The sequence below is a fragment of the Streptomyces sp. WM6386 genome (assembly GCF_000972385.1).
Taxonomy (GTDB): Bacteria; Actinomycetota; Actinomycetes; order Streptomycetales; family Streptomycetaceae; genus Streptomyces.
Map to the genome: position 1 here is coordinate 1 of NZ_JXTE01000327.1, position 697 is coordinate 697.

A 697-nucleotide genomic window follows, 5' to 3' on the forward strand; every position below is an offset into this window, starting at 1 on the left:
ACCCTGCTCCACCTGGGCCAGAGCCGCTCGGGCCGGGAAAGGCTGCGGGGCTGCCAGGCACTGGTCACCGACCCTCTCGACGGCCCACTGGCCCTCGAGTACGTCATCCTGGCCGCGGGCACCATGATCCTGACTGGCGAACACGCGCTCGCCCGGGCGACGATCAACACTGTCCTGACCCGGCTGCGGGCTGACGGGGCGATCGGCTTGATGCCCTTCGCGCTGTACGTATCCGCGTACGCCGAGGCTGTCGGCGGCCGGATGGAAGCCGCCAGGGCCGCCGCCACCGACGCGGTCGACCTGGCCGACTTTACGAACGACGAGTTCTGGCAGTACTTAGCGCTCAGCGCGCTGACCTACGTCGAGGCGATCCGTGGCGATGTCGAACGATGCCGTGAACACGGCCTACAGGCAATCGCCTTGCGGCGCTCGGACACAGACTACCCGCGCGATGCCAGCGAGGCCTTGGGCCTGCTGGAGCTGAGCCTTGGCAACTACGAGGAGGCCATCGCCTGTTTCCGCGACGGGGCACGGTCCACGCCCGGCGAGGCGACGGACGCTCTCGTGGACAACCTTCCCGACGTCATTGAGGCCCGCATCCGCAGCGGCGAGCAGCCCACGGGCAGCATGCTGCGCTCTCTCGACGAACTAACCCAAGACACCCACTTCGCCCTGCACGCGGCGATGGCGTGGCGGG

1 protein-coding gene is annotated in these 697 nt (G+C 68.7%); it reads left to right on the forward strand.

Annotation, left to right across the window (positions count from 1 at the left end):
* A partial coding sequence (locus TN53_RS41515; RefSeq protein WP_046264074.1) for a hypothetical protein occupies window positions 1-697 on the forward strand: 697 nt, incomplete at both ends.